Raw genomic sequence first — 22,883 nt, 5'->3', positions numbered from 1 at the left:
GAAATTTCGTATAATCCGCGCGAATTTTTCAAACTTGCTGACAAAGGAAGCTAGTTATGGCGATCGAACGCACATTTTCTATTATCAAGCCTGATGCTGTTGCAAAAAACCACATCGGTGCTATCTACAATCGTTTTGAAACTGCTGGTCTTAAGATCGTTGCAGCTAAAATGTTACACCTGACTAAAGAACAAGCTGAAGGTTTCTATGCTGAGCATAGCGAGCGTGGCTTCTTTGGTGCCTTGGTTGCATTTATGACTTCTGGCCCAATCATGGTCCAAGTATTAGAAGGCGAAAACGCTGTTTTAGCTCACCGTGAAATTTTAGGTGCGACTAACCCAGCTCAAGCGGCTCCTGGTACTATCCGTGCCGATTTCGCTGAAAGTATCGACGAAAACGCAGCACACGGTTCAGATGCTGTTGAATCTGCAGCCCGTGAAATTGCTTATTTCTTCAGTACTGAAGAACTGTGTCCACGTACTCGTTAATCTGAGTACCAAGACTAAAGAAGGGAGCCTAAGGGCTCCTTTTTTATTGGCAGCGTTCAGCAGTGTGTATTTGATACGTAGCTGTGATGAGTGATAATTTATTCTTTTTATTGAACTTTTAAAATTTTTTTAAATTTTTCCTTGAAATACGATTTCCTATCCTTATATCTATTGCAGGATCGCTCGATGAGGATCCCAATCGATTCTGTGCCGCTAGGACAGAAGTTAATTTAGGCGAGACAAATGCGGGTTTTCAACTTGAAGACCGTTCGCCAATTTCCCATATTGCTTGAGACAAGGATATGAATATGCGTACTTATGATTTAACTCCTCTTTACCGCAGTGCCATTGGTTTTGATCGTTTAGCACAGATGGCAGAACATGCTGCCGCGAATAATGGCAACTCAGGTTACCCTCCCTATAACATTGAACTCCTTGGCGAAAATCGTTATCGCATCACTATGGCCGTGGCTGGGTTTTCGATGGAAGAGCTGGAGATCAGCAGTGAAGGTGAAAAGCTATTGGTAAAAGGCAATAAGGCCGAGGGCCAGACTGAGCGAAAATACCTATACCAAGGTATTGCAGAGCGCGGCTTTGAACGCACCTTCCAGCTTGCTGATTATGTGACTGTATTGGGTGCAAGCTTAGAGAATGGTTTATTGAACATTGACTTAGTGCGTGAGATCCCTGAAGCACTCAAACCACGCAAGATTGAGATCACTTCATCACGTTTATTAGATAACCAATCTTAATCGCCCGCTGACAGTTAATATAAGAAGGGGAGCTTAATGCTCCCCTTAATTTATTTTTACTGCTGCTGTTAACCTCAAGCTTTCATGGCTTTCTCGCCGCGGGCAAGACCTACAACCCCCGAACGTGACACTTCAACCACTTTGGTCACTTCACCCATGGCATGGATAAAGGCATCGAGTTTTTCGGTGGTACCCACCAATTGGATGGTATAGAGATTGGCAGTGACATCGACGATTTGGCCACGGAAGATATCGGCGGTGCGCTTAATTTCCTCCCTAAATTCACCTTGGGCACGCACCTTCACTAGGGCGAGTTCTCGTTCAATGTAAGCCGATTCTGTGATGTTGGATACCTTGAGCACATCGATCAATTTGTGCAGTTGTTTTTCGATTTGCTCGAGGACCATTTCATCGGCAACCACGGTAATATTGAGGCGCGACAGCGTATTATCATCCGTCGGTGCGACCGTCAGACTTTCGATGTTATAGCCACGTTGTGAAAACAGCCCGACAACACGTGAAAGGGCGCCGGATTGGTTTTCTAATAAAACAGATATAATTCGACGCATTAGCATTTCTCCGTTTTGCTTAGCCACATTTCATTCATCGCACCACCACGGATCAGCATGGGGTAGACGTGTTCTGTTTCATCCACCATGATGTCGATAAACACCAGTCTGTTCTTCATGGCGAGGGCTTCTGCCATCTTAGATTCAAGCTCGGCGGGGTCGCTAATCGTCATGCCAACATGGCCATAGGCCTCGGCAATTTTGGCAAAATTAGGCACTGAATCCATATAGGAATGGGAGTGACGGCCAGAGTAAATCATGTCCTGCCACTGCTTGACCATCCCGAGGAAACGGTTGTTTAAGTTGATAATTTTAACCGGGATATCGTATTGCAGTGCAGTTGACAGCTCTTGAATATTCATTTGAATCGAACCATCACCCGTTACACAGACCACGGTTTCGTCTGGCATTGCCAGTTTGACGCCCATGGCGGCGGGTAAGCCAAATCCCATGGTGCCAAGGCCGCCGGAGTTAATCCAATGGCGGGGTTTATCAAAGGGATAATAGAGTGCGGCGAACATTTGATGTTGGCCCACATCTGAGGCGACATAGGCATCGCCATTCGTGAGTTTATATAAGGTTTCAATCACTTGTTGTGGCTTAATGCGACCACTGTCTTTGTCGTAGGCCAGAGATTGGCGAGCACGCCACTGGGTGATTTCCTGCCACCATTGGCTCAACGCCTCGGCGTCATTATGTTCATTGGATTCATCGAGGAGGGCTAGCATGCTATCGAGCACACTGTCTGCAGAGCCGACAATTGGGATATCCACCCGTACGGTTTTTGAAATCGAAGACGGATCAATATCTATGTGCAAAATAGTGGCGTTAGGGCAATATTTCTCGACGTTATTGGTGGTTCTGTCATCAAAACGCACACCAATTCCAAAGATTAAGTCACAGTTATGCATGGTCATGTTGGCTTCATATCGACCGTGCATGCCAAGCATACCTAAGCTGTTTTTATGGGTACTAGGAAAGGCGCCAAGGCCCATCAAAGTACTCACCACCGGAATATTCAGTTTTTCAGCGAGTGTTAGAATTTGTTTATCACAACCTGAGATAATCGCGCCGCCACCGACATAGAGTACGGGTTTCTTCGCGGCTAACAGGGCTTGAAGACCACGGCGGATCTGACCTTTATGCCCCGATGTCGTGGGGTTATAGGAACGCATTTTGACGCTTTCTGGGTAACAATATTCGTGCAGCAGGGCGGGGTTTAAACAATCTTTTGGCAGATCGACAACCACAGGACCGGGACGGCCAGTAGAGGCAATGTAAAAAGCCTTTTTAATAATTTCAGAAATTTCAGTCGGATCTTTAACTAAAAAGCTGTGTTTCACCACAGGGCGAGAGATACCTATCATGTCGCATTCTTGGAAGGCATCGTTGCCGATCAAATTGCTCGGGACTTGACCCGATAACACCACAAGGGGAATAGAATCCATGTAAGCGGTGGCAATACCGGTAATCGCGTTGGTCGCGCCTGGGCCTGAGGTGACTAATACCACGCCCACTTTACCCGTGGCACGGGCGTAGCCATCGGCCATGTGTACGGCGGCTTGTTCGTGGCGAACGAGTATGTGTTCAATACCGGGGATAAGGTGAAGGGCGTCGTAGATATCTAACACTGAGCCGCCAGGATAACCAAATATGTGCTTTACACCCTCGTCGATCAAGGATCGCACTATCATACTGGCGCCGGATAACTTTTCCATGTGGAAACTCCTATTGCTATAGTACCGTTACGGTAAACAGTATTGTGTTACAGCGACGGTAATCGCTCTAAAAATAAGCCTGAAGGGTAATTCAGACTCCGATTGCTGAACTTAGGCTATAAAGCACTAAGTGACTCATCCCCTTGAATGCAGCAGCTGTTGCAATGAACAGATTTTCATCATATTCAAAAAAACAACATATCAAGCCTTTTATATAAAAAATAACCAACTTGAAACTTTTTCATCTTTGTATGGTGAGGAATAAGCATAAATAGTGAAGTAATTTAGATTGATTGTTAGTCTTATCCTATATTTTTCATTTTGTTAGATGCTTAAATGGCAAAAACGACACTATAAGTGCCGTTTTTGTGTGGGATGCAAGATAAGCTGTGGCTTAATTAGTTATTTGCCGTATCTATTGGCCGTCTTTGGTGTTTTGGTCGATTAAACTGGCAAATTCCAACCAAGAGCACCGCACCTAACATCAATGCAGAGAAGGGCACAGCGGTACCGTTATAAAACACGGCGAGTAAGGGGCCTGCGAGTGCACCAAAGCCAAATCTTAGGGTGCCGATAACGGCGGTTGCGGTGCCTGTCTCTTGCTTAAATTTCATTAACACTATGGCATCGGCATTGACCGACATGATCCCTAGGCTTCCCATTAGTGGAATAAGCATGAGCACAGTAAAGTGATAGCTCATCTCCAGTAAATTTACCGAGAGTAAACCTACCCCAGCAAGCGCGCCGAAAAATGTCGAGACATGTAACATCCGCAGCGATCCATAGCGACCGACAATGCGGGTATTGATAATATTGGCTAGCATCAGGGCGCCGACATTAGTACTGAATAAAATGGCAAATAAGGACTTGTCTAAGGAGAACACTTCCATATAAACAAAGGGGGAGGCGGTGAGATAGCAGAAAAATGCGAAGGAAGTTAATACACCGCTGGCAATATTGAGTTTAACGCCGGGGCGTGAAAATACGGTGGCATAGGCCCCAAGAAAAGACTTTTGGCTGCGGGTATTGAGATCTTTATCACTGGGCATTTTCAGCAGCATTAGCACCAAAAATAATAACAGCAAGGCATAGGCAGATTGAATGAAAAAAATCAGGTGCCACTCACCTAATTCTAAAATCAGGCTGCCAATACTCGGTGCAAGTAATGGAGCTAACATCATGATAAGGCTGACATATGACATGCCCTTAGCCGTGTTTTCGCCATAGACTTCCTTGATATACCCAGGCACAACGACTGTCGCAGCGGCACCGATAAAGGCCTGTAAAAAGCGCAATACCAGAAACACTTCAACCTCCTGTGCTAATCCGATCAATAGGCTGATCAACATAAAGCCAGTAAGACCCATAATAACCATAGGCCGACGTCCAATACGGTCGGCTAGCGGTCCAAAACACAGCATACCTAGGGCATAACCTCCTAAATAGAGGCTTAAGGATTGCTGCACTGTCGTGATGTCGGTGTGAAAGCTTTGCGCCAATGTCGCCATGGCGGGTAAATACATGTCGATAGCCAAAGGCGTGATCGCCACTATGGCGGCAAGCATAGGGATAAGTAGCGCGAGATGGGGAATAGGTCTACTGCTAGTTGCAGAATGTGTTGGTTGTGATTGTGGCTCCACTGTTACCTCGGGTGGCGAAAGAATTGAAAGAGCATGTCTCTGTATGGCGTCTTGTGGCTAAAATTGTACTAGGACAATTCTCTCCATAATCCATCCCCTCAACAATAAATCGAATTTGCAATAGTTGTGACATTGCAAAGGGATATTGGATGGGGTTGAGTAAAAGGGAATTGCTACTTCAGTCAATATTTCACGTATATCGCTAAAGAGATTAAGCAATAACATAGTAAAGTGCTCGGACAAATAAACCAATCTTGATGACGGGATCTTTACACTTAAATTGTAACGAAAATGAATTTGGAAGTTTTGTGCCTGCGTTCAAGAGGTAATATCTATTGGTTTATCAGTCTTTAGTTTGAAGTTGTCATTCTCTCGTCATATCCATGTCATCTAACCGTCTTGAATGCGGATTAGTGTAACGGGATTTCATTTACCCGACGCATAACAACACATTCAGGAATGATGCAATGAACACAAAACGACTTCCACTTGCTGGCGCTATAGTGGCGAGCCTCTTACTTGGTGCCTGTAGCGGTGATGACGGTACCAATGGCGAGCAGGGCGATAACGGCTTAAATTCTCTGATTAAAGTGACAGCCTTAGCCATAGGTGATACCCATTGTTCCGCCGGTGGTCAACGTATCGACACTGGCTTAGATGCGAATAGCAATGGTCAATTGGAAGACGCTGAGATTGAGGCGACGCAAACACAGTTTATCTGCCAGTCCCAGTCAGCGGGTGTCAGGGCTGAACTTATAGGTCGCCATCAAACGGGGGTCTATGGATTAAGTGCGGCGGAAATTGTTGAGTATTATGCTGCTGCGCAACGAATTTTTGTGGTCAATGCGATCAGCGGTAAAGTCGATATTATTGATGCCAGTTTATTGGCTAGCGCCCCTAAGGCCTCAGAACCATTAGCCTTGAATAATCTTGATAAGTTAGGCGAGCTAGATGTCGCTAAAGATATTGGCCTAAGTTTTATGGGAAGTGTTAATAGTGTCAGTGTCTCGGGTAATTTATTAGCGGCGGCGATTGAGCGAGGTGACGCTGCGGGTAATAAGACACAAGCTAATGGTTTTGTCGCGTTTTATCAGTTAAATGGCACCGAAGCCCCCCTGTTTATCAGTGCGGTTGAAGTCGGTGCATTACCAGATAATGTGGTGTTTAGTCACGATGGTCAAACCCTGTTAGTTGCCAACGAAGGTGAACCTAATCAAGACTATAGCGTCGATCCAGACGGTAGTGTTGCCATTATTAAGATTGTGGATGGTAAGCCTACAGCAACGGCAACCTTAGTCGGTTTTAGTGAGTTTAATCAAGGGGGGGCCCGCAACAATGAAATCACTAAGGAGATCAAGATTAATGGGCCAATGGCGAGTGTTGCCCAGGATTTAGAGCCTGAATATATCAGCATCAGTCCGGATAACAGCCGTGCCTTTGTGAGTCTACAGGAAAACAATGCTATCGCCGTGATTGAGATTGCTACTGCCAAAGTGGACAAAATTTTACCCTTAGGCCTGAAAGATTACGGCCTTGGTGTGAATAAAATTGATGCGAGTGACAAGGATGACATGGTCAATCTGCAAGCTTATGCCAGTGTGTATGGCATGTATCAACCCGATACTGTGGCGAGCTATCGTTGGAATAACACCGATTTTATTGTAACGGCTAACGAAGGGGATTCCCGTGACTATGCAGGTTTCTCGGAGGAGGCTCGTGCTGGCGATTTAACCTTAGATCCTAATCATCCACAATTTGCTGCTGCTAAGGATAAGACCCAATTAGCCCGTCTAAAAGTGACTAAGAGCATGGGGGATGACGATAATGATGGCGACTACGACAAAATCGTCAGCTTTGGTGCGCGTTCCTTCTCAATTTGGTCGGCCGATGGTCAACAGGTTTTTGACAGTGGCAATGATTTTGAACGGATCACCGCAGCCTTACTCGGTGATAATTTCAACAATAACAACGAAGAAAACAAAGGCGATAGTCGCAGTGACGATAAGGGGCCGGAGCCTGAAGCCTTAGCACTGGGTAAGATAGGTCAAAAGCTCTATGCCTTTATCGGACTGGAGCGTACCTCTGGTTTTATGATTTACGATGTGACTAATCCCTTTGATGTGCATTTTGTTGATTATGTGGTCAACCGTGACTTTGAAGCGAATTTCACCATAGATACTGACACTGGCGAAGTGCAAGGTGATGCGAGTTTGGCGGGGGACTTAGGCCCCGAAGGGATGAAGTTTGTGGGTGCCGATAAGAGCCCAAATGGCCAGCCGTTATTAATCATAGGTAATGAAGTGAGCGGCACGACCAGTGTCTACCAGATTAAAGTGCAGTAATTATCAGAGTGCAGTCATTTGAGCTAATAATGGAGCCTAATTATGCACCATCGTAGGCATACAGAGGCACGCCATTTGAGGGCTCCACCACGCCAAATGTGAAACCAACGCCAGAGAACTTCTCTGGCGTTTTTATTGGGAATGGTTTGAAACCTGCTGTGGGCTAAAGGATTATACTACTGAATAGGCATTTTGTATTAGGGTATGGAAAGTTGATTCAATGCAATCTAATGCGTGTTGAAATTGCGCTGCATTTTCGGCGCCCCCTAGGCTTAAACGAATAAAATTATCGTGGCAGTTGAAGTCATCACCGTTGCGGATCAGCACGCCTTTGGCCGCGAGGGCGGTCACTAAATGATGGGCTTTAAGATCTTCAGGTAATTGCAACCAACCATTCAAGCCACGCCATCTCTGTGTTAACCCAAGGCGTTGCCCCATGGCGACACACAGCGTTTGCCGCTGACGCACGATGGCATCTCTATTGGCAGTGATCTGCCCCTTCTTAATCAACAGGCAGGCGATTTCCACATTGAGCGGCGACACCATCCAACACTGGCTGTGAATAGCCAATCGAATGGGGGCAATGAGTGCTTCTGGGACTAACATAAACCCTTGTCTTAAGCCTCCGGAAAACAATTTAGAAAGGCTTGAAATATAAATTACTCTTGGGATGTCTAACTCCTTTGCCAATTGCCACAACGGAGTATGCCATTCCTCAGGTAAGCAATAATTTACGTCATCTTCGATAATATAAAATTGATACTGCTGAGCAAGTTCTAGGAGTTTTAGCCTCTGTTCATCGCTGTATTGGATGCAGGTGGGATTCTGATTATTTAGGGTGAGATACACTAACTTGGGCTGATGAATTTGCACTAAAGCTTCAAAGCGTGCGAGATCTAGGCCGTCTGTCGTTAGGGGAACGCCAATACTATTTACCCCTAATTGCTTCGAACAAATACGCACTCCGGGATAACTATATTGCTCGTGCAATAACACATCGCCCTTAGATAACAATGCGTTCAAGCAGGCGAAGATAGCCTGCTGACCACCGTGAGTGAACACAAGTTGTTCCACACTCTGCTCGATTCCCCGTTGATGGAGCCATTGGTGAAAAACCTGCTGATGTTGTTCTAATGGACTGGCGCGATAACCCAACAATTGGCTCAATTTAGTGGGATCTTTCGCTAATTGGCTAAGACAATCGCTTAGGGTGCTGATTTGATCCGTAAGAGGTTGTTGACAGGTCGCCATATTGAGCTGGGCATGGCTAAGCTCTGGAATGGGGGAGGCATTAACATAGGTGCCATCGCCAATCCTCGCCTCTACATAACCCCGTTGTTCCGCAAGTGCATAGGCACGGGTGACAGTACCAATCGTAATGCCTAATGCATCGGCTAGACGGCGTTGCGGTGGTAATTTGCAACCGTGGGGCAAGTCTTTCTGCAAAATCCCTTGCTCTATCGCACTGACTAAGCGCTGATATTTGGGACCTGAAAAGACCGTTAGATCTGGCGTCCAAATTGTACCCATGACAATAAATCCATTGATCTCTAATATTCACAGTATATTATTCATTGCATCGTTTTATGTCAATTAATGTATGCATACAATTTAGGAGCTGCTATGGATTTTCAACTTTTATATCAAGCACAACTATGGACGTTAATGGCTTCTGCGGCATTGTTTTGCGCGACTATGACTATGACTCCTGGACCAAACAATATTTTGCTGGCCAGTTCTGGGGCACATTTTGGTGTGTTGCGAACCGTGCCCCATATCGCGGGGATCCGCTTAGGTTCAACCTCTTTGCATTTAGCCGTGCTCCTAGGGCTTGGCGCTCTGTTTGAGGCTTTACCCGTTTTACATCAATTGCTTAAATATTTTGCCTTGGTTTATTTATTGTATTTAGCCTACCGCTTAGTGACCTCTCCAGTGAGCACAGCCCATTTAGATGAGGGCCGCAAGCCGATGACGTTGCTCGAAGCAGCCTTATTTCAATGGATTAACCCTAAGTCTTGGATGTCGACTATTACTCTTTGCAGTGCATTTACATTAGGAGGAGACGGTTTTTGGTTGAGTGCATTACTTGGCGTCGCAGTGTTTAACTTGGTTGGGTTTCCTGCTTCCTTTACATGGGTGTTTGTGGGCGCCGCGATCAGTAAAAAGTTGAATACAGATAAACGTCGCCGTGGTTTTAACTGGTTTATGGGGAGTTTGTTGCTCGTCTCTTTACCGATGATTTTGCGTTAAGAAGACGCTAACACCCTAAAAATATTATCGGAAACGGACTCGCGTAATGATTGGCTTTATGTCATAACCAACATAATATTGGTGGCTTTTTTACATGCAGGCCCTTAGGGTCTTCATTGTAGTGGTTATTGATACCCCGAGGTTGGTTTTTCCTCGGGGCGGAGTATATGGAGGTTACCGCGTGAAGTTTCCCAGTTTAGACTCGGTCATGCCAGGTTTGGCGCAGATGCTGCAGTATGATAAGCAATGGCTTAGGGATGATGTGCGAGCGGGCTTATCGGTTGCCGCTGTGGCCTTGCCTGTGGCTATTGCCTATGCCCAGTTAACGGGAGTGAATGCGGCGGTCGGACTCTATTCCTGTGTATTACCCATGCTGGTATATGCCCTTTTTGGGACTTCTAAGCAGTTGATTGTGGGCCCCGATGCGGCGACCTGTGCCGTGATCGCTGCCGTTGTTACACCGCTTGCCGCTGGCGACAGTATGAAACACTGGCAACTCGTGATGACCATGACGGCTATGACGGGGTTTTGGTGTTTAATTGCGAGCCGTTTTAGGCTCGGGGTGTTAGCCGATTTTCTCTCCAAGCCTATTCTAATGGGGCTGCTCAATGGGGTTGCGATCACTATCATAGTGGGGCAGTTTTCTAAAATCTTTGGTTTTACCTTTGACGAGCGCTACTTGATTGAGCGTCTCAGTGGTGCGCCTTCATACCTGACTCGAACCCATTGGCCAACGCTATTGATGGGAGGGGTCACTCTACTGACCTATGGGTTAGTGAAGCGTTATCGCCCCCTATGGCCCGCTTCTATGTGTGCGATGGCGATGGCTGCCGTACTCGTGTGGGGATTTAATCTTACGGCTTTTGATATCAATGTGGTGGGTGAGGTTCGCTCCGGTCTGCCATCGTTTCAAGCACCTGTGTTTGATTTAGGTATTACTCGCGAGCTTGTCGTCCCAGCGCTTAACTTAGCCATGGTGAGTTTTGTGAGCATGATGCTGACGGCACGGAGTTTTGCGGCTAAGAATGGTTATGATATCGATGCGGATAAAGAATTTAGAGCACTCGGTCTTGCCAATATTGCTTCGGCTTTATCCCAGGGTTTTGCGATCAGTGGCGCGGATTCTCGCACCGCAGTTAACGATGCCAATGGGGGTAAAAGCCAACTGGTATCCATTATTGCGGCGGTATTAATTGGACTGGTGGCCTTATTTTTTACCGCTCCCTTGAAATATATTCCAAGCTCAGCCTTAGGCGTTGTGCTGGTCATAGCTTCTATCTCCCTTATCGACATAAAAGCACTATGGAATCTAAGGGTAAGGGATCGCTCTGCATTTTTATTAGCGTGTATTACGTTGTTTTCTGTGCTTTTTATTGGTGTAATCCCCGGAATTACCCTCGCGGTACTGTTGGGGCTATTCCAGTTTTTAGCGACGGTTATGCGCCCAACGGATCAAGTACTTGGTTTAGATCAAAAGGGCGTTATTCGCAGTGTCGACGATTCGGGTAAGGCTAAATCTGTTCCAGGGGTGTTTATCTATCGTTTTAATTCACCGCTGACGTATTTTAATGCCACTTACTTTAAACGACGTTTATTAGAAAAATTTATTCGTGAACCTGAGCCCGTCGATTGCATTATTATTGATGCGGTACCTTGCTTTACCCACCTCGACTTGAGCGTGATGGCGATGTTGGCTGATTTGCATCAGTTGCTCAAAAAACGCGGAGTGCGTTTAGTGCTCGCAGGGCGAAAGCGGCAGATGTTAGGCTGGTTTGAACAGGCTGGAATGCAATCGGGTGAGGGGGGGATTTTAATTCGGCCCGACTTATATTTAGCGCTTAAAATGAACCAAAGCTATAAGCAGGCATTAGCCGAAGGACAGGCGCCGGTGATACAAAAGGTCCCCGACGATTCAGTGTTATTGCACAGTCATTTATAGATTTATTTTTGGCACAATTGCGCGCAGCTAAAGCTGCGCGTTTTTATTGCTGCACAATCATCATGTTAATCTTTTTGCAGTTTATCTAAGGGAATAAAGCCATGGTAACTGTAATAACCAAGGGGCCCTAAAAATAAGCTGAGTAAGCACCAAATACATTTTTTGTTAGTGCTGAGTCGCACTGGACTCTTGAAGGCTCTCAATGCAAATAAACAGTGCAGAATGAGTAAACCAATGAGCATAGCTGTAATGTTAATATCCATATTATCCAACAGATTTATCCCTATGACGCATGACTGACGATTCAACCCGGTGTGGTGTCGTGGTGGATTTCTTATTCGATCTTCTGCTTATAAATACCTTACGCGATTATTTTACCGATTGCTACTGGGTAAAATAAAAATACCCTTTAAAACTTATCTAGTTACATTAATGTCTAACAAACTTATCTGTGATTGGCCCGCTTCCCAGATCACATATTTGTTCATTGCCTGGGTAAATATTTCACTGCTGGTGAGTTCATTTAACCAAGCCATAAGCCGCGGGTAACTGAGGCTGAGATCCCGCTTGGGATCCACGGCATTAAACTGGCGAATAAAAGGAACAATCGCATAATCTGCAAGACTCAACTGGTCATTTACTAAATATCTATGCCGGTTAAGATAGGTTTCAAGTGTGTTTAAAAATTCGCTCGCAGACCGGAAATAATCGGTCTGCGATTGTGCTGGGTAGCGATCTGCGTATTTATATTTGTCGAGCCAAGGCTTAAATTCGTGATCATTTTGATGGATAAGGTGCGCGATTTGCTCTTGTTCATCGACTGTTTGCCCAAGTAGAGGCGGGTAGGCGTGTGGCAGTGGATTGTTGGATGACAGTGCCCAGCGCATGATCTCAAGGCTTTCGCTGATCACTTGGCCATCGCTGAGCACAAGTACTGGGACAGTTCCCTTAGGAGAGGCCTGCAGCAGGGCTTCGGGCTTAGCTTTCAGGGTAATTTCTCTGATATCAACATTCCGTTGCCCCAGCAGTAATCCTAGGCGTGCTCGCATAGCATAGGGACAGCGGCGAAAAGTGTATAAGATTGGCAAGGGCATAGATAAGACTCTTATCGGTAAGCAACGCCATATTATGGGGCTAATGTCTGCAATAGTAACGGCTTAGGGCGTGAAATACTGCCAATCACAAGGATTTTTAACTTGTGTTCGGTGGTAGAACCCAATGACCTTAATTTTTATCGGTGTTTATTCGTCTGTGACTCAGGTAGAATTTCGCGCGATTTTGCGACCTGTAGCAAAGCTATCGGTCATTCATAGGTTTATGCACTGGAAATTAAGTTCCAGCCAGCAGATGAGGGTGTTATGTCTAAAGTTGTTGTGTGTGCTTTATATAAATTTGTTTCTTTACCGCATTTTGAAACGATTAGAGAGCCATTATTGGCCATGATGGAACAGGCGGAAATTAAAGGGACATTACTGCTTGCCAGCGAAGGCATTAATGGCACAGTGGCGGGCTCACAGGCCTCTATTGAGGCTCTACTTGCATGGCTAAATGGCCAGAGTGGTTTAGACAACATTGTTTACAAGTTATCCTTCGATGATGAAATGCCCTTTTACCGCACTAAGGTCAAGTTAAAAAAAGAAATCGTCACTATGGGTGTGGAAGGCATTGATCCCCTTAAAGTAGTTGGCACCTATGTCAAGCCACAGGATTGGAATGCCTTGATTTCCGATCCCGAGGTGATCTTAGTCGATACCCGCAATGATTATGAAGTGCAAATTGGCACCTTTAAAAACGCCATCAACCCTGTGACTGAAACCTTCAGGGAATTTCCTGAATACGTGAAGCAGAACTTAGATCCGGCCAAACATAAAAAGGTGGCTATGTTCTGTACTGGTGGTATTCGCTGTGAAAAATCAACTGCTTACTTAAAGGAGCAAGGTTTCGAAGAGGTGTATCACCTCGAGGGTGGGATCCTTAAATATCTTGAAGAAGTGCAGCAGGAAGAAAGCCTGTGGGAAGGTGAGTGCTTCGTGTTTGATAACCGCGTTGCAGTCGATCATGATTTAAAGAAAGGACAATACGATCAATGTAATGCTTGTCGTATGCCCATCACTGAAGCCGAAAAACAGAGCCCAGCCTATGTACAGGGCGTGAGTTGCCCACATTGCATCGACAAGATTTCCGATGAACAGCGCAAGCGTTTTGTGGAGCGTGAACGTCAAGTCAATCTGGCTAAGTCACGTAACGAAGCGCATATAGGTAGCGATGTGAATCAAGTGATTGAGGCGCGCCGTGAGCAGAAAGAGGCGCAGCGACGACTCGCCGCCCAAAAGAATAAAATGAAACAAGCTGGTACAGTTTAAGGGGGACCTTGCCTAAGACGCTTTCTCCCAAGGTACTGTTATGTATTGATGAAAATGGCCCGACTTGTTCGGGCCTTTTTTATATCGGCTTTATCCCATTAGCTTAAATTTATGATAACTTGCAGCGCTGAGTGATGTGAAATATCAGGGATCTATTTCGTGCAAGGTAGGCAAAATCCATGAGTATTTGGAAAGAGTTATACGATATCTTCGATAAAGAGCGCAGTCGCTGGCAACAATCGAGCGCCAGTCAGCAAGCGATAGCCTTCGAGTTAAAGGCGAATTTGGGTTTTATTGCCGATGCGCTCAGCAGTAACTTGCCCCAGATTGCCATTATTCAAGGACTGGAATGCACATTGTTTGAGGCAAAACTCAAGGAAGGTGTCGCGCTTAGTCGTTTAAATCGTCGTAAAGTGACGCCGGCATTTATTGGCGAATTTGCCGAGTTTGCGAAATATATTGGCAAAGAAAACGATGACCTTATCGAAAACGCCTATTCAAAAATCAAGTCGTTGCAAAAATTAGCCACGGCCCAGCCGGATAAAGATTACGATCGGAAGATTAAATCTCTGTTCCGTTTTTTGGTGTTCTTAGTGGCTCACCTCGAAGAGCGCCCCTTAAGTCGCCAAGCGGCTAAAAGGACATAATAAAGCTTGCCTTGGGTGACACCTGCGGCAGATTTCTTGAAAGGGCAGGCTGAGTGATAACTAGTGGTTCAAGTCGTTCGCTTCGCTCACTTGGGACAGGTTAAATCCGGCTCTTAACCAAACGCTAGGCTCATGGAGTAAACATGACAAAGAAGTTGATAGAAATTCGTACTTATAAGCTTAAAAAAGGAAGTGGTAACAAGTTTCACCAGTTGGTTGTAAACCAAAGCATGCCTCTTCATTTAGAATGGGGAATGGATGTGGTGGTCTATGGTCAATCAGTCCATGATGAAGACTCTTATTTTTTGATTAGAGCGTATGACAATTTAGAACATCTTGAGTTTTCACAGAATGAATTCTATGCAACGGACAAGTGGCGACATGGTCCTCGTCAGGAAATCGTTGATTTAATAGAGTCAGATTCAAATGCAACAGTCTGGCTGTCTAATGAAGCCATTAAGACGATGAAATTGTCATTTCAAACCCGGTGAGGGCATATCAATGGCCTAACAATAAGGATAGGCCGTGTGTAGTTGCGATCTTATCCAAATATTGAACAAACCCGAGGCTGGTCGTTAACACTTTATTATGCAAATAGAAGATTGAGAATTTGAAGGTATCAAGGTCGTATTTTGACGAGAAAACTGAACAGGCACATTTGTTACTAAATATGGCCATCCACCTTGAATAGTATGATTTATCAGCTTTTTCTGCTGAATTAACTAGTTGATGTAGAAAGCTTTCTATGACGTTTTAGGCTGGGTTAGGGGCTATTTTTTAACTCTCTGCCCATTGGTATCAATCACCACTTCACCATCTTCCTTGGTAAAGGCGCCCAGTTGGGGATTAGGTAAAATATCCAATACCTGTTCCGAGGGACGACAAAGGCGGGTGCCTAATGGCGTAACGACGATGGGACGATTGATTAAGATGGGGTACTCGAGCATAAAATCGATTAATTCATCAGCGCTAAATTGATCTTCGCCTAAGCCTAATGCCTCAAAGGGCGCGACATTTTGCCGCAATAAACTGCGCACCGAAATTCCCATATCCGCAATCAATTGCAGCAGCGTTTGGCGATTTGGCGGCGTCTCAAGGTAGAAGATTATGGTCGGCTCAACCCCTGTATTGCGGATAAGGCCTAAGGTGTTGCGCGATGTGCCACAGGCGGGATTGTGGTAGATCTTAATGCTGCTGTGTGTTTCAAGATGGTTGTCAATGATATTGGCCATAACATGTCTCTGATAAATCATCGCTTATACATTTATCCATAGGCACTAAACGGATGCTTGAGCACCTATGGTTATAGATCAGAAGGAGAGGCGCAGTGCCAGTGCCGCTAGGGTGACAAATAGCACAGGCACTGTCATCACTATGCCGACGCGGAAATAATAACCCCAGGTAATGTTGATATTTTTCTGCGCTAGCACATGCAGCCATAGCAGGGTTGCTAAACTGCCGATGGGGGTGATTTTGGGGCCTAAATCACTACCGATCACATTAGCATAGATCATGGCTTCTTTAATCACGCCGGCTGCATTGCTACCGTCTATCGACAGGGCACCGACCAACACGGTTGGCATGTTGTTCATGATGGAGGATAAAAAGGCGACCAAGAAGCCCGTGCCCATAGTGGCAGCCCAAAGCCCCTGTTCTGCCAAGCTGTCCAACACGTTAGATAGATAATCTGTTAAGCCCGCGTTGCGAAGACCATAAACCACCAGATACATACCCAGTGAAAAGATCACTATCTGCCATGGCGCGCCGCGCAGTACCTTAGTGGTATCTATCGCATGGCCTTTCTTGGCGACCACAAACAGGATGAGGGCACCCACGGCAGCGACTAAACTCACGGGCACGCCGAGGGGTTCTAGGCCCAAAAAGCCCACTAAGAGTAAGATTAAAACTCCCCAGCCAGTTTTAAAGGTATTGGGATCTCGGATAGCGGCTTTAGGCTCGCGCAATTTTTTCAGATCGTAGGTGGCGGGAATATCTTTGCGGAAAAACACATGCAGCATCACTAAGGTGGCGCTAATCGCGGCAATATCGACGGGCACCATGACAGCGGCGTATTGGTTAAAGCCTATCTTAAAGAAGTCCGCCGAAACGATATTGACTAAGTTCGAGACAATTAACGGCAAACTTGCGGTATCGGCAATAAACCCCGCGGCCATCACAAAGGCTAAGGTTGCTCCGGCGCTAAAGCCTAGAGCCAGTAACATCGCAATCACGATCGGGGTGAGGATCAGCGCCGCGCCATCATTAGCGAATAAGGCAGCCACGGTAGCACCGAGTAACACTATGTAAGTAAAGAGTAAACGGCCACGGCCTTTAGCCCAACGGACCACATGCAGCGCGGCCCATTCGAAAAATCCCGATTCATCCAATAATAAACTGATGATGATGACGGCGATAAAGGTGGCGGTCGCGTTCCAGACAATATTCCACACCACAGGAATATCCCCTAACTGTACTACGCCTAGCAGCAAGGCCAATACGGCGCCCAAGGTGGCGCTCCAACCTATGCCTAAGCCCTTAGGCTGCCAAATGACTAACACTATGGTGAGAACAAAAATTGCCCCTGCCAACCACATAAAACCTCCTAAAAGGGCTGAGACTTGCTGCCCTTAACTATAAAAAATGCCAAGACGAGGTATGAATGTCATTTGTCCCTTGGCTGAGCCGAATTATATTGATATATGAATTTTCATATATGTTACCTTGAAAAAAACGCGAGTCAAACAACAACTGGATGTTTATCGCTAATACTTAAGTTCCGTCACAAACCCTAATGAATTACTCCCTAAGCATCAGCGAATCTAATACTCCTTGGCCGCTGTGGACGCCGCCCTCTGTTACTCTGGCGGACTTGCTGCGAATGAGATAGCCCGCATAGCTGGGACTATCTGTATTGGTTTTATGATTGACAGCGGGTAAGCCATTTAAATGGACGCTGAAGATGCCTATTTCAGGGATCAAGTCATCGATGACGTGTATCTCACCGTTACGCACCACTAAGGCTTGCGTTGCTCTGGGTTGTGGGTGTAAGCGACGCATTAAGGACCATACTGGGTATTGTGCGGGCTCAAGCTCGGCTAGTTTTTGTAGAATATCGGCCCCAAAGAGGCAATGGCCACCACCTTCCCCTTGATTTTTCAATACCCAAGTGTCTATTGGGGACTCGGCAATTAACTGGCCGCTCTCTGCGGTGACAGGGTGCATTTCACCGAGGAGTGCCTTGATCATGCTGGCTTCTGGCAGAGTTAATCCAAACTGAGTCAAGGTCAGTTCATCCATAGAAGAGAGCAGCATTTGTACCCGTTTACTGGTTGCCAACTGCTGGCCTAAGGTTGCATTGACGGCAATGCGATGCTGTTCAAGCAACACTCGGATCCCCATCAGGGCTTGGTAGTCCCTGTTGCCATTTATGTCGACGGTTCCATAATCTGCATATTGATAACCCGCACGCAGATAAACGGTATCAATAGTCCCAACGCCTTCGAGTATAAGTCTATGTTGTGCACCAGTGGTGAGTTGCCCTTGGAGTTCACTAAAGGTTCTGCGTAGGGTCTGTATTCCTTTTTGTTGCAGTGCGAATTCGAGCAAGTGCTGATCAAACACATTGTCTTCATTTTCTTGCACTAGCATCAAAAACCGTGCGGGCCCAGTATCGCCAAACTCGTGTTTTATCATCAATGTCGCGTGGGCTATGGCCGTAGAGAGTTGCTCAATGGCATGATTCTCAACCAGTTCCCCCTTAGGTTGCAAAGGCCATTGCTGTTGTAAATAGCGATGGAGTTGATGGGCCAGTTGACCAAATGGCCCCATACCTGCCGCTATACCATTAAACTCCACCAGTTTGGGTCCTAAGTCTCTATCGTCCATAAAGTCGCTACGCATAATAAGCAGTGGCATTCTTGGGGCTTGGGTACCAGAGCTATGTGCAGAGCCATGCAACTGTTGATGTGCCCTCAGTAGCGCGCCAAAGAAGGGATCGCTTGCTGTAATAGGTTGAATTGCATCAACTAAAAAGGCATGTGCTTCAGACACATAATGGATAAGTTTCCCCAGTGGTTCTACCGCACGTTTTAGATATTGATAGTGCTCTTTACTGATTAAACTGGGCGTTAAGGTAAATGGGGCATGGCGGGCAGAATACGCCGTTTCTTTAAAGGCCATAGCATGGGTTAACGCCCATTCTATGGCATCATCTTTGGCTGTTAGTGGCACAGTTAACCTCATGTTTATTCTCTTAAGCTGACAGCATTTTATCGGCAATACCCGTCTTTACATCTGTAGGATAGAACCCTAAGGCATTCACTTTAAGGGCATACAGTGAGTGCCACATCGAACTAGATCATTATTGTGTGTATTAGCTAAAGAGATAGCTATGCAGAAACCGCGCGCCCATCGCCATCCCTCTTGGGATTAATGCACATACCATTGGGTGCCTTCAGCATTGTGATCGTTTCAGGACTCATTTTTACCCCTGCAACACTAATATTTCGAATATTTCGAATATTTCGAATATTTTGGAATAATAAATTGTGGACGAAATATTTTAAATACCTAATTTCGAGAATTATAGAAATATGTGATAAAACATTATGATGTGGATCTCTGTAAGACTCGCATCCTAAGTACCATCCCTAGGTTGCTTGCCATCCATTTTGACGTCACTCGGGGATAGATATTTCTGGTACTATCGAATAACTTAACGAAATGCACTGAAATAATAGCGTCGATATGAATATAGATAATGCAGCTAAAGTATTGAAGGAACTAGGGCATCCGACTCGCCTTGCCCTGTTCAGAATATTGGTAAAGGGGGGTTATACGGGAGTCGCCGTGGGGAAATTACAGGAAGAATTGCAGATCCCCGGTTCGACACTCTCACACCATATTAGCGCCTTAATGTCGGCGGGAATTATCTCGCAGCGGCGTGAGGGAAGGGTATTGTACTGTGTGCCTGACTATGAACTATTACAGGGATTGGTGCATTTTTTACAGGATCAATGTTGTAGTGATCAATGAACCGTTTTGTGAGGGAGAGATAATTCCTGCCATATCGACATTTACATATATGATAAATCGTATATAGTGACGCTATCTTGATAAAGGCCCTATACCTCGAAACAACATGTGCGGTTTCTCTGTGTTGCGGATACGGTCCGTTCAGCATTCGCCCAAGTCTTGTTAAGACATCAAGCTACCGAGTTATTTGGGGCGTTGAGTGTGAGTACGCAGCGAGAGCCGATAGGTGAATGAACCTTGATAGTCTAAGGACCTTAATGATTAATCCGACTCAGTTTTTTAAATGTTTAGCCGATGAAACGCGCCTGCGCTGTTTGATGCTCATTCAGCACGAGGGCGAGCTTTGCGTCTGTGAATTGACTGAAGCCTTACAGGAAATCCAGCCTAAGATTTCACGGCATTTAGCCCAATTGCGCAAGTGCGGGTTATTAGTCGATCGCCGCCAGGGACAATGGGTTTTCTATCGTATTAATACTGATTTACCCCAATGGAGTCAGTTGGTATTAAGTGAAGTAACGAGCAAAAACGCGATTTTCCTCGAAGAGAATATGCGTAATCTGTGTAAGATGGGGGGGCGCCCTGATCGTGCTAAAGCATGCTGTTAGAAGACTAACAGCAAAAAATTTAACCTCAAACATACGTTTTTTCATATGTTTATGCATTCTAGGTGCTTACCAATAATAAGGTGGTGGGGTCATGCTGCAAATATTTTCCGATTTAGCGAGCTGGTTAACCTTTGGGGTGATGGGTTTAGATCCCAATACAAAGCTTGCCGATGCGGTACATTTTTTTATTGAAGATACCAGTAAGATTTTCGCGCTCTTGCTGCTGATGATTTACACCATCGCCTTGGTGCGGGCGTCGCTCAATGTTGAGCGTGTTCGGGATTACTTGTCGGGTAAAAATCGCTTTATTGGGTATTTTATGGGATCGGGCTTTGGTGCTGTCACCCCATTCTGCTCATGTTCGAGTATTCCGGTATTTTTAGGTTTTACCTCCGCCGGGATCCCCGTTGGGATCACTATGGCGTTTTTGATCACCTCACCGTTAATTAATGAGGTAGCTATTCTGTTGCTTGTGAGTCTGCTGGGCTGGAAGTTCACTGTGATTTACGTGCTGGTCGGCATGTCGGTGGGCATACTCGCGGGTGCATTTTTAGACACGATTCGTGCCGAACGTTGGTTGCAGTCCTTTGCCGCAAAAGCACTCGAAAGAGGTCAGGCGCAGGCGGATCTCAATAATGGCGCTGGTGCGTCTGCGACGTCGATGACGTTAACCGAGCGACATGAGTTTGCGAAAAGCGAGACCCGAGAGATTTTTGGGCGGGTGGGGAAATGGGTCATTATTGGGGTTGGGCTTGGTGCGGCGCTCCATGGATTTGTTCCCGATGGTTGGATTGAAACCCACCTAGACGATAGTCAATGGTGGTCGGTTCCTGCTGCGGTATTAATAGGGGTTCCCCTGTATTCCAATGCGACGGGGGTCATTCCCATCATGGAAAGCCTTATCACTCATGGTCTTCCTATCGGCACGACATTAGCATTCTGTATGTCGACGGTGGCCGCGAGTTTCCCCGAATTTATTTTGCTTAAGCAGGTGATGCAATGGCGCTTACTGGCCATTGTTTTTGCCATTTTGTTGATTTCATTCACCCTAATTGGGTGGATATTTAACGCGATCAGTCCCATGTTGTGAGGATTATAAAATGTTAAACATCAAAGTATTAGGTAGTGGTTGCTCTAAATGCACTAAAACCGCCGAGATTATTACCGCCATTGCGAATGAGAAGGGCATCAGTATAGCTCTGGTGAAGGAAACCAATCCCGAAGTCATTATGGAGTATAAGGTGATGAGTACACCCGCCGTGGTGATTGATGAGAAGCTCGTGCATTGGGGCTCAATTCCCCATAGAGACATGATTGAATCCTGGTTAGAGGGGTAACACCTAGGTGTCACATCCATTTGATATTTTACCCTTAACGAAGGCGCTCCAGCGCGGCTATATCGACCAGATAACGCTTTAATCTTAAACAAATAATATAAAACTGAGTGTGAAGGATATAGGTATGACAATCAAAATAGGGATCAATGGCTTTGGGCGTATGGGGCGTTTAGCGCTGCGCGCCGCTTGGGGCTGGGATGAGGTTGAGTTTGTGCAAATTAATGATCCCGCGGGGGATGCTGCGACCTTAGCCCATTTGCTGACATTTGATTCTGTGCATGGCCGTTGGCAGCATGAGGCGAACAGCGATAGCGATGACATCATTATCGATGGCAAACGTATTCGCTGTACATCCAATAAAACCATAGCCGAAACCGATTGGTCCGCCTGCGATGTGGTGATTGAAGCTTCGGGTAAGATGAAGACCAAAGCCGTGTTACAAGCTTATTTAGATCAAGGTGTTAAACGTGTTGTGGTGACGGCACCCGTTAAAGAAGAGGGCGTATTAAACGTAGTGATGGGGGTGAATCATCAGCTCTACGATAAAGCCATTCATCCGATTGTGACCGCGGCCTCCTGTACCACTAACTGCTTGGCGCCAATTGTTAAAGTGATCCACGAAAACCTCGGCATAGTGCATGGTTCGATGACGACTATTCACGATATTACCAACACTCAAACTATTCTAGATGCACCCCATAAAGATCTTCGCCGTGCTCGGGCCTGTGGTTTAAGCCTTATCCCGACGACAACGGGCTCTGCTACAGCCATCACCCATATTTTCCCTGAACTCAAAGGCAAGCTCAACGGCCATGCGGTGCGCGTACCATTGGCAAATGCTTCATTAACCGATTGCGTGTTTGAGGTGAGTCGCAAAACGACCGAGGCTGAGGTCAATCGCCTGTTACAGGAAGCCGCAGATGGACCGCTAAAAGGCATTTTAGGTTATGAGGAACGTCCATTAGTGTCGGTGGATTATAAAACGGATCCCCGTTCGAGCATTATCGATGCACTATCGACCATGATCATCAATGGCACTCAGGTCAAACTCTACGCTTGGTATGATAACGAGTGGGGCTATGCTAATCGTGCGGCCGAGCTGGCGCGGATGGTCGGTCTGATGGATAAGGCATAAGCTTTTATATTTAAAGGGATGCTATGTTAAATTGGGCAGTGTTAAAGGCGTGCTATGTTAAAGG

General features: G+C 46.0%; 22 protein-coding genes. 13 read left to right on the top strand and 9 right to left on the bottom strand.

What is annotated here, in order from left to right:
* Positions 1–56: 56 nt before the first annotated feature.
* A complete protein-coding gene (gene ndk, locus SOHN41_RS09350; RefSeq protein WP_007648176.1) occupies positions 57–488 on the top strand; it encodes a nucleoside-diphosphate kinase in 432 nt (143 codons plus the stop codon).
* A gap of 308 nt (positions 489–796) precedes the next feature.
* The gene (locus tag SOHN41_RS09345; RefSeq protein ID WP_007648175.1) at positions 797–1,240 is read left to right on the top strand and encodes an Hsp20 family protein; all 444 of its coding nucleotides are present in this window, start codon (positions 797–799) and stop codon (positions 1,238–1,240) included.
* Between the two features lie 74 nt (positions 1,241–1,314).
* On the opposite strand, the gene ilvN is transcribed toward SOHN41_RS09345, so the two are convergent.
* From ilvN to SOHN41_RS09330, 3 genes are all read right to left on the bottom strand, one after another.
* Positions 1,315–1,809: an acetolactate synthase small subunit gene (gene ilvN, locus SOHN41_RS09340; protein WP_007648174.1), complete on the bottom strand. Its 495-nt coding sequence runs from the start codon at positions 1,807–1,809 to the stop codon at positions 1,315–1,317.
* Entirely contained in the window at positions 1,809–3,527 is a 1,719-nt protein-coding gene (locus tag SOHN41_RS09335; protein WP_007648173.1) for an acetolactate synthase 3 large subunit, read from the bottom strand. Before SOHN41_RS09335 ends, ilvN begins: the two co-directional genes overlap by 1 nt.
* A 398-nt stretch (positions 3,528–3,925) precedes the next feature.
* Entirely contained in the window at positions 3,926–5,167 is a 1,242-nt protein-coding gene (locus SOHN41_RS09330) for a multidrug effflux MFS transporter (RefSeq protein WP_037458602.1), read from the bottom strand.
* 467 nt (positions 5,168–5,634) lie between these two features.
* Here SOHN41_RS09330 and SOHN41_RS09325 point away from each other — a divergent pair, with 467 nt between their 5' ends.
* Complete coding sequence (locus tag SOHN41_RS09325; RefSeq protein ID WP_007648170.1) at positions 5,635–7,509, top strand: choice-of-anchor I family protein; 1,875 nt, start codon at positions 5,635–5,637, stop codon at positions 7,507–7,509.
* A 171-nt stretch (positions 7,510–7,680) separates the two neighbouring features.
* Here the strand turns inward: SOHN41_RS09325 and SOHN41_RS09320 are convergent, their stop codons facing one another.
* Positions 7,681–9,039: a PLP-dependent aminotransferase family protein gene (locus SOHN41_RS09320; protein WP_007648169.1), complete on the bottom strand. Its 1,359-nt coding sequence runs from the start codon at positions 9,037–9,039 to the stop codon at positions 7,681–7,683.
* Positions 9,040–9,132: 93 nt separating this feature from the next.
* Between SOHN41_RS09320 and SOHN41_RS09315 the strand changes: the two genes are divergently transcribed.
* Both SOHN41_RS09315 and SOHN41_RS09310 read left to right on the top strand, forming a co-directional pair.
* A complete protein-coding gene (locus SOHN41_RS09315; RefSeq protein ID WP_007648168.1) occupies positions 9,133–9,759 on the top strand; it encodes a LysE family translocator in 627 nt (208 codons plus the stop codon).
* A gap of 181 nt (positions 9,760–9,940) precedes the next feature.
* The gene (locus SOHN41_RS09310; protein WP_007648167.1) at positions 9,941–11,698 is read left to right on the top strand and encodes a SulP family inorganic anion transporter; all 1,758 of its coding nucleotides are present in this window, start codon (positions 9,941–9,943) and stop codon (positions 11,696–11,698) included.
* Positions 11,699–11,763: 65 nt separating this feature from the next.
* On the opposite strand, the gene SOHN41_RS09305 is transcribed toward SOHN41_RS09310, so the two are convergent.
* Positions 11,764–11,961 carry a hypothetical protein gene (locus SOHN41_RS09305; protein WP_037458599.1) on the bottom strand — a complete coding sequence of 66 codons (198 nt, stop codon included), beginning with the start codon at positions 11,959–11,961 and terminating at the stop codon, positions 11,764–11,766.
* A 153-nt stretch (positions 11,962–12,114) separates the two neighbouring features.
* Complete coding sequence (locus SOHN41_RS09300) at positions 12,115–12,792, bottom strand: glutathione S-transferase (RefSeq protein WP_007648164.1); 678 nt, start codon at positions 12,790–12,792, stop codon at positions 12,115–12,117.
* A 264-nt stretch (positions 12,793–13,056) separates the two neighbouring features.
* Between SOHN41_RS09300 and SOHN41_RS09295 the strand changes: the two genes are divergently transcribed.
* The 3 genes from SOHN41_RS09295 (at position 13,057) to SOHN41_RS09285 (ending at position 15,199) form a co-directional block, all read left to right on the top strand.
* The gene (locus tag SOHN41_RS09295) at positions 13,057–14,061 is read left to right on the top strand and encodes a rhodanese-related sulfurtransferase (RefSeq protein WP_007648162.1); all 1,005 of its coding nucleotides are present in this window, start codon (positions 13,057–13,059) and stop codon (positions 14,059–14,061) included.
* A gap of 179 nt (positions 14,062–14,240) precedes the next feature.
* Positions 14,241–14,708, top strand: coding sequence for a hypothetical protein (locus SOHN41_RS09290; protein WP_007648161.1), 468 nt, complete (start codon positions 14,241–14,243; stop codon positions 14,706–14,708).
* 143 nt (positions 14,709–14,851) lie between these two features.
* Positions 14,852–15,199 carry an NIPSNAP family protein gene (locus tag SOHN41_RS09285; RefSeq protein ID WP_037458597.1) on the top strand — a complete coding sequence of 116 codons (348 nt, stop codon included), beginning with the start codon at positions 14,852–14,854 and terminating at the stop codon, positions 15,197–15,199.
* Between the two features lie 279 nt (positions 15,200–15,478).
* Here the strand turns inward: SOHN41_RS09285 and arsC are convergent, their stop codons facing one another.
* From arsC to SOHN41_RS09270, 3 genes are all read right to left on the bottom strand, one after another.
* Entirely contained in the window at positions 15,479–15,940 is a 462-nt protein-coding gene (gene arsC / locus SOHN41_RS09280; RefSeq protein WP_007648159.1) for a glutaredoxin-dependent arsenate reductase, read from the bottom strand.
* A 78-nt stretch (positions 15,941–16,018) separates the two neighbouring features.
* Positions 16,019–17,302 (bottom strand): arsenic transporter, encoded by a 1,284-nt coding sequence (locus SOHN41_RS09275; protein ID WP_007648157.1) that lies wholly within the window; start codon positions 17,300–17,302, stop codon positions 16,019–16,021.
* A 202-nt stretch (positions 17,303–17,504) separates the two neighbouring features.
* Positions 17,505–18,950: a glutathione synthase gene (locus tag SOHN41_RS09270; RefSeq protein ID WP_007648155.1), complete on the bottom strand. Its 1,446-nt coding sequence runs from the start codon at positions 18,948–18,950 to the stop codon at positions 17,505–17,507.
* A gap of 504 nt (positions 18,951–19,454) precedes the next feature.
* Here SOHN41_RS09270 and SOHN41_RS09265 point away from each other — a divergent pair.
* The 5 genes from SOHN41_RS09265 (at position 19,455) to SOHN41_RS09245 (ending at position 22,819) form a co-directional block, all read left to right on the top strand.
* A complete protein-coding gene (locus tag SOHN41_RS09265; RefSeq protein WP_007648153.1) occupies positions 19,455–19,742 on the top strand; it encodes an ArsR/SmtB family transcription factor in 288 nt (95 codons plus the stop codon).
* Positions 19,743–19,999: 257 nt separating this feature from the next.
* Positions 20,000–20,347 carry a metalloregulator ArsR/SmtB family transcription factor gene (locus tag SOHN41_RS09260; RefSeq protein ID WP_007648144.1) on the top strand — a complete coding sequence of 116 codons (348 nt, stop codon included), beginning with the start codon at positions 20,000–20,002 and terminating at the stop codon, positions 20,345–20,347.
* Between the two features lie 91 nt (positions 20,348–20,438).
* Positions 20,439–21,437, top strand: coding sequence for a permease (locus SOHN41_RS09255; RefSeq protein WP_007648142.1), 999 nt, complete (start codon positions 20,439–20,441; stop codon positions 21,435–21,437).
* 10 nt (positions 21,438–21,447) lie between these two features.
* Positions 21,448–21,684 carry a thioredoxin family protein gene (locus SOHN41_RS09250; RefSeq protein WP_007648140.1) on the top strand — a complete coding sequence of 79 codons (237 nt, stop codon included), beginning with the start codon at positions 21,448–21,450 and terminating at the stop codon, positions 21,682–21,684.
* A 124-nt stretch (positions 21,685–21,808) separates the two neighbouring features.
* Positions 21,809–22,819 (top strand): ArsJ-associated glyceraldehyde-3-phosphate dehydrogenase, encoded by a 1,011-nt coding sequence (locus SOHN41_RS09245; RefSeq protein WP_007648138.1) that lies wholly within the window; start codon positions 21,809–21,811, stop codon positions 22,817–22,819.
* Positions 22,820–22,883: the final 64 nt, after the last annotated feature.

The sequence above is a fragment of the Shewanella sp. HN-41 genome (assembly GCF_000217915.1).
Lineage (GTDB): Bacteria > Pseudomonadota > Gammaproteobacteria > Enterobacterales > Shewanellaceae > Shewanella.
Note: the sequence above shows the minus strand (reverse complement) of the source record. Positions and strands in the feature narration are given on the sequence as shown.

Coding starts and splice junctions, on each gene's coding strand:
- SOHN41_RS09295 (WP_007648162.1), top strand. CDS start 13,057: ATGTCTAAAGTTGTTGTGTGTGCTTTATATAAATTTGTTTCTTTACCG.
- SOHN41_RS09285 (WP_037458597.1), top strand. CDS start 14,852: ATGACAAAGAAGTTGATAGAAATTCGTACTTATAAGCTTAAAAAAGGA.
- SOHN41_RS09255 (WP_007648142.1), top strand. CDS start 20,439: ATGCTGCAAATATTTTCCGATTTAGCGAGCTGGTTAACCTTTGGGGTG.
- SOHN41_RS09290 (WP_007648161.1), top strand. CDS start 14,241: ATGAGTATTTGGAAAGAGTTATACGATATCTTCGATAAAGAGCGCAGT.
- SOHN41_RS09275 (WP_007648157.1), bottom strand. CDS start 17,302: ATGTGGTTGGCAGGGGCAATTTTTGTTCTCACCATAGTGTTAGTCATT.
- ilvN (WP_007648174.1), bottom strand. CDS start 1,809: ATGCGTCGAATTATATCTGTTTTATTAGAAAACCAATCCGGCGCCCTT.
- SOHN41_RS09315 (WP_007648168.1), top strand. CDS start 9,133: ATGGATTTTCAACTTTTATATCAAGCACAACTATGGACGTTAATGGCT.
- SOHN41_RS09325 (WP_007648170.1), top strand. CDS start 5,635: ATGAACACAAAACGACTTCCACTTGCTGGCGCTATAGTGGCGAGCCTC.
- arsC (WP_007648159.1), bottom strand. CDS start 15,940: ATGGCCAATATCATTGACAACCATCTTGAAACACACAGCAGCATTAAG.
- SOHN41_RS09305 (WP_037458599.1), bottom strand. CDS start 11,961: ATGGATATTAACATTACAGCTATGCTCATTGGTTTACTCATTCTGCAC.
- SOHN41_RS09345 (WP_007648175.1), top strand. CDS start 797: ATGCGTACTTATGATTTAACTCCTCTTTACCGCAGTGCCATTGGTTTT.
- SOHN41_RS09320 (WP_007648169.1), bottom strand. CDS start 9,039: ATGGGTACAATTTGGACGCCAGATCTAACGGTCTTTTCAGGTCCCAAA.
- SOHN41_RS09265 (WP_007648153.1), top strand. CDS start 19,455: ATGAATATAGATAATGCAGCTAAAGTATTGAAGGAACTAGGGCATCCG.
- SOHN41_RS09245 (WP_007648138.1), top strand. CDS start 21,809: ATGACAATCAAAATAGGGATCAATGGCTTTGGGCGTATGGGGCGTTTA.
- SOHN41_RS09270 (WP_007648155.1), bottom strand. CDS start 18,950: ATGAGGTTAACTGTGCCACTAACAGCCAAAGATGATGCCATAGAATGG.
- SOHN41_RS09335 (WP_007648173.1), bottom strand. CDS start 3,527: ATGGAAAAGTTATCCGGCGCCAGTATGATAGTGCGATCCTTGATCGAC.
- ndk (WP_007648176.1), top strand. CDS start 57: ATGGCGATCGAACGCACATTTTCTATTATCAAGCCTGATGCTGTTGCA.
- SOHN41_RS09300 (WP_007648164.1), bottom strand. CDS start 12,792: ATGCCCTTGCCAATCTTATACACTTTTCGCCGCTGTCCCTATGCTATG.
- SOHN41_RS09250 (WP_007648140.1), top strand. CDS start 21,448: ATGTTAAACATCAAAGTATTAGGTAGTGGTTGCTCTAAATGCACTAAA.
- SOHN41_RS09260 (WP_007648144.1), top strand. CDS start 20,000: ATGATTAATCCGACTCAGTTTTTTAAATGTTTAGCCGATGAAACGCGC.